At 35.5% G+C, this 7,400-nt stretch carries 8 protein-coding genes; 7 read left to right on the top strand and 1 reads right to left on the bottom strand.

Annotated elements, in window-relative coordinates; translation table 11 throughout:
- From R3333_RS10835 to R3333_RS10825, 3 genes are all read left to right on the top strand, one after another.
- Window positions 1-761: hypothetical protein (locus tag R3333_RS10835; RefSeq protein ID WP_318958814.1), on the top strand; the 761-nt coding region annotated here is incomplete at its 5' end.
- Between the two features lie 93 nt (window positions 762-854).
- The gene (locus R3333_RS10830) at window positions 855-1,715 is read left to right on the top strand and encodes an exonuclease domain-containing protein (RefSeq protein WP_318958813.1); all 861 of its coding nucleotides are present in this window, start codon (window positions 855-857) and stop codon (window positions 1,713-1,715) included.
- A gap of 6 nt (window positions 1,716-1,721) precedes the next feature.
- On the top strand, window positions 1,722-2,333 hold the full coding sequence (locus R3333_RS10825) for a fumarylacetoacetate hydrolase family protein (protein WP_318958812.1): 612 nt from the start codon (window positions 1,722-1,724) through the stop codon (window positions 2,331-2,333).
- A 62-nt stretch (window positions 2,334-2,395) separates the two neighbouring features.
- Here the strand turns inward: R3333_RS10825 and R3333_RS10820 are convergent, their stop codons facing one another.
- Entirely contained in the window at window positions 2,396-3,118 is a 723-nt protein-coding gene (locus R3333_RS10820; protein ID WP_318958811.1) for a murein L,D-transpeptidase catalytic domain family protein, read from the bottom strand.
- Between the two features lie 234 nt (window positions 3,119-3,352).
- Here R3333_RS10820 and R3333_RS10815 point away from each other — a divergent pair, with 234 nt between their 5' ends.
- From R3333_RS10815 to R3333_RS10800, 4 genes are all read left to right on the top strand, one after another.
- Window positions 3,353-4,945, top strand: coding sequence for a peptide chain release factor 3 (locus R3333_RS10815; RefSeq protein ID WP_318958810.1), 1,593 nt, complete (start codon window positions 3,353-3,355; stop codon window positions 4,943-4,945).
- A 245-nt stretch (window positions 4,946-5,190) separates the two neighbouring features.
- A complete protein-coding gene (locus R3333_RS10810; RefSeq protein ID WP_318958809.1) occupies window positions 5,191-5,982 on the top strand; it encodes an alpha/beta hydrolase in 792 nt (263 codons plus the stop codon).
- A gap of 119 nt (window positions 5,983-6,101) precedes the next feature.
- Complete coding sequence (locus R3333_RS10805; protein WP_318958808.1) at window positions 6,102-6,449, top strand: HopJ type III effector protein; 348 nt, start codon at window positions 6,102-6,104, stop codon at window positions 6,447-6,449.
- A 122-nt stretch (window positions 6,450-6,571) separates the two neighbouring features.
- The coding region (locus tag R3333_RS10800; protein ID WP_318958807.1) for a hypothetical protein at window positions 6,572-7,400 on the top strand (829 nt) is incomplete at its 3' end.

The raw sequence follows: 7,400 nt of genomic DNA, 5'->3' as shown, positions 1-7,400 counted from the left end.
CCCTTGTTGTAAATGAACCTTCAACAGATGAAAGTTATTGTGGATTGTATTTCAATCACAATTACTATTACAATAACAATGGATTAGATCAAAGCAACACAGCATTAACTGCTTTTATAGATAGTGTAAAAGCGCAATTGGAAATGGGTAGGTCTTCTATACGCATTAACATTAATGCTTCGGCATCTTATGTTCCTACTAGGTCTTACAAAAACAATGCGAACCTGGCTAAAATTAGAGCTCAAAAGGTAGAAGATTATTTGAGGGAAAACTTAAAAGAATATATAATAGCCCGTAAAGTTGAAATACACATTGAGTCGGCAAAAGTACAAGGACCAATATACAGTCGTTCCGATTTAAGAAACTTAGAGAAATATGCTCCTTATCAATTCGTAAGCTTACAAACGGAAGCTATTAACTGTGAAAGTACCACAAAGTACGAGTCCATGGACAAAAAACTCGAAGCCTTAAATGTTGTTATTCCTACAAAACAAATTGAAGTAGAAAAGAAGGAGGTTCAAACTAAAACTAGATTAAACTATCATGTAATTGTTTACACCTATAATGATCGTCAATTTGCTGAAGAAGTAATTGTTTCTAATAGGTATAAAAACAACCCACAGGCTCAAATAATTGAAGACGAAAGAGGTAATTTCTTAATCAGTATAGCGAACTTTAAAACCGAACAAGAAGCAAAGAACTTCATTGCAAACTATAAGTACGAAGAGAAAACCAACGCTTACATTTATCAAAAAAAATAAGCCAAAGTTTTTAGTACAGTTCCAGTAGTCACTTAGAAAAATTCCTAATTTTGTAAAGGGTATGAAAGTAATCGTACCCTTTTTTATTGAATTATGAAATTAAACTTAGAGCGTCCACTCGCAATATTTGATTTAGAAACAACGGGAACTAACGTTACCAAAGATAGAATTGTTGAAATTTCTATCTTAAAAGTAGAGCCCAACGGTGATGAAAATACCTTTACGAAGCGTGTTAACCCAGAAATGGACATCCCAAAGGAGACCAGTGAAATTCACGGAATCTATCAAGCTGATATTGAAAATGAGAAGACGTTCAAAGAACTAGCCCCTGAGGTAGCTGAATTCATTGGTAATGCCGATTTAGCTGGATTTAATTCTAATAAATTTGACATACCTGTTTTGATGGAAGAATTCTTGCGTGCCGAATACAAATTTGACATGCACGATAGACGATTTGTAGATGTACAAAACATCTTTCACAAAATGGAACAACGAACTTTAGTGGCAGCCTATAAGTTTTACTGTGATAAAGATTTAACCAATGCTCACAGTGCAGAAGCGGATGTTATTGCTACTTACGAAGTATTGAAAGCGCAGGTAGCACGCTACGAGAACTTAGAAAATGATATAAAATTCCTTTCTACTTTCTCTAAACAAGGAAACAATGAAGTTGTTGATTTTGCCGGAAGAATTGCTAAAAACAAGGAAGGTGAAATCATTTATAATTTCGGTAAACACAAGAATAAAACCGTTGAATTTGTCGCTAACACCGAACCTGGTTACTACGGTTGGTTCTTAAACTCTGACTTCCCTCTTTATACCAAACAAGTTTTAAAAGAGGAAATGGAACGCATTAAGAAAAACAGAGAAGAACAAAAAGAAATCAATAAGCAAAAAGAAGAGCAACGCCTTAATGCCAAGCTAGATGCTTTAAAAAATAAATTTGGAAAATAATTCGGTATGAAAATCATTTGTATAGGAAGAAACTACGCCAAACACGCTAAGGAGATGAACTCTCCATTACCTACGGAACCTGTGTTTTTTATGAAGCCAGATACAGCTATCCTTCCTAAAAACAATCCTTTCTTCATTCCAGACTTTACCAAAGATTTGCACTATGAGGGCGAATTGGTGATTAAAATCAAAAAGCTTGGAAAAAACATAGCGGAACGTTATGCGCACGAGTACTATGATGAAATTGGTTTTGGTATTGATTTTACAGCCCGAGATTTACAAAAAAAATGCAAGGAAAATGGCTTGCCTTGGGAAATTGCCAAAAGCTTCGAACACAGTGCTCCTATTGGACCTAAATTCTTAAAGAAAAAAGATTTGGACATGGATAATCTAGAGTTCAAACTTTTAAAGAATGGTGAAGAAGTACAACATGGTAACATCAATGATATGATCTTTTCCATAGATAAAATCATCGCTTACTTATCGCAATTCATGACACTTAAAATTGGTGATTTAATTTTCACGGGTACTCCTGAAGGGGTTGGTCCAGTTCAGATTGGTGACACACTAGAAGGATTTATCGGTGAAGAAAAGTTATTGAATTTACGTATTAAATAATTCAGAACAACACATAAAAAAGGCGAAGATGATCTCTTCGCCTTTTTTACGCTTATTATTTTCTACCCCTCATTTAAAAGGAAGCTATAGTCTTTTAGAATTTTAGATTGACTTAAGTAGTAGTTACTTGGATGATAGATAAAAAAGCAGCTCCCACCTTTAATCGTATTGATAACAGGTTCTGCCATATCTGTTGGGATTGCTGGACAACCATAACTTCTACCCAGTCTACCATGACGCTCTAAAAAATTAGCGTTGGCATACTTTGCTCCGTGCATCACCACTCCTCTGCTGCGAGCTTTTGAGTTGGTTCTCTCCAACCCTTCCAAACGCAATGCTAAATCAAACTTACCAGAGTAAGTATTCGAGGTAAGATAAAATCCTAAACTGCTCATATGACTTCCGCTCGTATTCGAGAATTTTCTTGCATACTCGCCTCCAGAGTTTCTACCGTGGGCACAGTAGGTATTATAAGCAATGGAGTCTTTTTCCATATCGATTACATACATGCGTTTTTCAGATGAAGACAATGAAAAATCAACTACCGTTAAATATTTACTTTTAGTTAATTCTCCGCTTAAAATAAGTTTGGTGTAACCGCGATATGCCAATTCAAAAGCTTCAAAATTCAAATTGGTATCAGCTAAACATTGGTAACGCTCTAACGCCGTTTCTTTCCAACGTTCTTCCAGTGTTAATGATGTAGAATCTGGTGCATTCTTTTTCTCTCCCTCTTCGGCCCATAAATTTGCGTTAGCTATAAGTAGCAAACACAAAACAAGCATCCCTTTTAAAAAGCTGTCTTTTCTCTCCACAGCGAGCGAAAATAGATAAAATCTAAGTACCTTTGCAGTCTTTTAAGGAATTTTAGGAACTAAGATAAAAATCTATCTTGCCTTCCTAAGCTTCTTAAGAAGAGAAGATTGCAACAATAACAAGGCTTGAAATGGTCAATTGGATTGGAAAGCAAAATTTTGAATAAACAGTACTCTGTTTAAAGATTACAAATTGAAATACACATGAAGCACCAAACGGAAATAGAAAAAAGAAGAACTTTTGGAATTATTTCTCACCCCGATGCCGGTAAAACAACACTTACAGAAAAACTTCTTCTTTTCGGAGGAGCCATTCAAACAGCCGGTGCGGTAAAAAACAATAAAATCAAGAAAACGGCTACGTCCGACTTCATGGAAATTGAAAAGCAAAGAGGTATCTCTGTGGCAACCTCTGTAATGGCTTTCAAATACAACGGTAAACAAATTAACATTCTTGATACTCCTGGTCACAAAGACTTCGCAGAAGACACCTACCGAACGTTAACTGCAGTGGATAGCGTTATCTTAGTTATCGACTGTGCCAACGGTGTAGAGGCGCAAACTGAGAAGTTAATGGAGGTATGTAGAATGCGTAATACTCCAGTAATTGTGTTCATCAACAAGATGGACCGTGAGGGTAAGGATCCTTTTGATTTATTAGATGAAATTGAAAGCAAGCTTGATATTAAAGTAAGACCTTTAGCATGGCCTATAGGAATGGGAGACCGTTTTAAAGGTGTATATAACATCTATGACGAGAACTTGAATCTTTTCTCTGCCAACAAAACAAAGATTTCAGAAGAGGTGGTTTCATTCAACGATTTAGACAATCCAGAATTGGATGAATTGATTGGTGAAGAACCGGCAGAGGAATTGCGTTCTGAATTGGACTTAATAAATGGTGTATACGATGAATTTGACCCAGAGACTTACCTTTCTGGAGAAGTTGCTCCTGTATTCTTTGGATCTGCTGTGAACAACTTTGGTGTTAAAGAATTGTTGGATGCCTTTGTTAGAATTTCGCCTTCGCCACGAGGAAGAGAAACAGACGTTAAGAAAGTAGAGCCTAACGATAACAAATTCTCAGGTTTCGTATTTAAAATACACGCCAACCTTGATCCTAAACACAGAGATAGAATTGCCTTTTTACGTATCGTTTCTGGTAAATTTGAACGCAATACGTTCTACCAGCACATTCGATTAGGAAAGAAATTAAAATTCCCTAACCCAACTTCTTTTATGGCCCAAGATAAATCAGTGGTTGAAGAAGCATTCCCTGGAGATGTGGTTGGTTTATACGATTCAGGAAACTTTAAAATTGGAGATACATTAACAGAAGGTGAGAAAATGAACTTCATTGGTATTCCTTCATTCGCTCCAGAAATTTTCCAAGAATTACAAAACTTAGACCCTATGAAGTCGAAACAGCTGGATAAGGGTATTAAACAATTGATGGATGAAGGTGTTGCTCAATTATTTATTCAACAGCCGGGTAATCGAAAAATTGTGGGTACTGTAGGACAGCTTCAGTTTGACGTAATCTTACACAGGTTAATCAATGAGTATGGGGCGAAATGTTCATTTACTCCAAAAAATTACCATACCGCTTGTTGGATTACCTCTGAGGATGAAGATAAATTAAAAGATTTCACAAGAGCGAAAACAGGTAATATTGCAGAAGATAAAGACGGTAACCTGGTATTCTTAGCGGAAACACCTTTCCTCTTGCAAATGGCGGAAAGAGATTATCCAGACATTACCTTCCACAAAACATCAGAATTTAAAGTTAAAGCTTAAGCATAGTAACGGTCAATCAATTAAGATTGACCGTTTTTTTTTAGTTAAAAACAGTCTTTAACTAATTATGAACAAGAGCTTTATATTCATTTTTTCCGTTGTATTTAAAACACTTTTTTTAGTATTTTAGCCTCGACTTTAACTACCACCACCCTTTTACAACAACCCTTGGGGTATTTCCCCGTTTTAAGAATGCATTATTCATGATGCTTATTACGCCTGTAGGGTAAATTATAAACGAGAAGATGAAGAAGTTCCTAAACCTGTTAAAATGGTCTGCTGGTATTTACCTGGCAGGATGTTTCTTTATATTCATAGCTCAGGAGAAATTTTTATTTCACCCCAAAAAAGATAGCGATCAACATACCTATAATTTTTCCAACACGTTTTCAGAAGTTTGGATAGAACAAGCAGATGGAATTCTGACACATGCCCTACATTTTACGGTTCCCAACCCAAAAGGAATTATATTTTACTTACATGGAAATGCCGGTTCTTTATCCTCTTGGGGTAATGAAGCAATGCAGTATGTAAATTTGGGGTACGATGTATTCATGCCAGATTATAGAGGATTTGGAAAAAGTAAGGGGAACATCAATAGTCAACAACAGCTCTTTGATGATAATCAAACGTTTTACAATTGGATTAAAAACAAGTATGAAGAAAAAAAAATTACGGTAATGGGTTATTCCTTGGGTACAGCAATTGCTGCTAGAATTGCCTCTGATAACTCTCCCCGACAATTGGTACTTCACGCTCCTTATTATAACATGAAAACCTTAAGTCTTGAAAAAACAAAAATATTTCCTGGCTTTCTGGTGAAGTATCCTTTTACCACCAATAAATACCTTCAAAACTGTGATTTACCTATTCATATTTTTCACGGAAAAGAGGATAGGGTCATTCCTTTTTCTCATACAGAAAAACTTCAAAAAGAAAGTAAAACCGTTCACACCTACCCTTTGTTGAATCAAGGACATAATGGAATAAGTCAACATCCCGATTACCTAAACATTATAAAAGAGAGAGTACTGTAAGTGTGAAATATTCTTGGTTCATGAGATAATTCAGTAGTAAATCCTTTATTTCAATCATCCTGCATAACCCAGAACTACGACTTTTCTATTTTTTAATTATCATCGTAAAAAAAATAGAAATGAGCATCTCAGAATTAATAAAAAAACTTAAGAGCACTCCATCAGACGTAAGCTTTGAGGAAACGATTTCAGTGATAGAAGAAAATTACGCCTTCACTCCTACCGCTTTTACAAATGGTTCTCTAAAAAATGAAGCCGGGCAAAATAACGGATCGTGTAAAATATTTGCTTTTGGAAAACTAAACGATCTTACAAAAGAAGAAACTTTGGCTTGTTTTGGAAAATTTTACTTTGAAGAAGTTCTAAACGATCCAAATGGTGAAGGACATCAAAACATAAGGAATTTCATGAAGTATGACTGGGAAGGTATTACCTTCAACGGACAAGCTTTAAGTAAACTTTCATAACACATTGGAAGGAGTACATAGAAGCTCCAATAAAAGTGAATGTACTCCTCCAAAATTAATTTTCACTTCTAAAAAAATCCATATAAATTGCGCCTGCGTATACATTATAGTTCTCAATTTATATGATGCAATTAAAAACATTAGCAACACTTCTTTTACTCTTTTTTTCAACGCAGACATTAGCCAATTATGTGGTCTGTTTAGACAAAGATCAAGTAGCGCAAGCTACTGAAGTTTTGAAGTACCAGGACGAAATATATTATTCTCAACAAGCTACGCAACTCGAAGAATATGAACGTATTCATGTCGACACCTTTTACTTCATTCAAGATGCGGAATGCAATTCCATACGCGTAAAAGGATACTATTTATCAGGTAACAGAAAATCTTCTCCATTTAGCAAAGACATAGACCTTGCTTATACTTGGATAAAACAAGATGGCATTGGTGTCAATTTAGCTTTTCAACTAGATATTCCATTAATTTATGCCCCTGTAGATCCTTTTCATTGGAAAAGTCTTAAGCCCTTGCTGAAAGATGCCAACCGATCTACACGAAAAGAAGCCGATAGATTAATTGATAGTATCAAAATGTGCTTGACCCAATCTGCCGACTTTAACATTTACGACAGTAAAGGGTCAAAAGTATTAATAGACAGTGCGGCTTATGATTTCAACCTAGAAAATTCAGAATTGATCATACACCAATATTACGGAAATGGTCAGGAAAAAAGGTATATTATTAATTTAAAACAGTGCTTTGAAATTAACTTAAAAGCTTTGAGTGGACAGAAGGCTTTGTACATACACGGCGCTAATTACAAGCAGTTTTACAGTCAAAATCAACTCACTTCTACCCTGCCTTTTCTTTACTTGAGGGTTGATGTAACTCCTCAGGTAAATGAAAGTATCATTCGACAATTCGAGCGTTTAATATTCCTTGTACAGCACT

It is taken from the genome of Lishizhenia sp. (genome assembly GCF_033720595.1).
Classification (GTDB): domain Bacteria; phylum Bacteroidota; class Bacteroidia; order Flavobacteriales_D; family Crocinitomicaceae; genus Lishizhenia.
The sequence above is the reverse complement of the archived record's forward strand: the minus strand, read 5'-3'. Positions and strand labels throughout refer to the sequence as shown.

What these genes read in the sequence shown, in the direction of transcription:
- R3333_RS10820 (WP_318958811.1), bottom strand. Translation starts at nt 3,118, where the DNA reads ATGCTTGTTTTGTGTTTGCTACTTATAGCTAACGCAAATTTATGGGCC.
- R3333_RS10810 (WP_318958809.1), top strand. Translation starts at nt 5,191, where the DNA reads ATGAAGAAGTTCCTAAACCTGTTAAAATGGTCTGCTGGTATTTACCTG.
- R3333_RS10830 (WP_318958813.1), top strand. Translation starts at nt 855, where the DNA reads ATGAAATTAAACTTAGAGCGTCCACTCGCAATATTTGATTTAGAAACA.
- R3333_RS10805 (WP_318958808.1), top strand. Translation starts at nt 6,102, where the DNA reads ATGAGCATCTCAGAATTAATAAAAAAACTTAAGAGCACTCCATCAGAC.
- R3333_RS10815 (WP_318958810.1), top strand. Translation starts at nt 3,353, where the DNA reads ATGAAGCACCAAACGGAAATAGAAAAAAGAAGAACTTTTGGAATTATT.
- R3333_RS10825 (WP_318958812.1), top strand. Translation starts at nt 1,722, where the DNA reads ATGAAAATCATTTGTATAGGAAGAAACTACGCCAAACACGCTAAGGAG.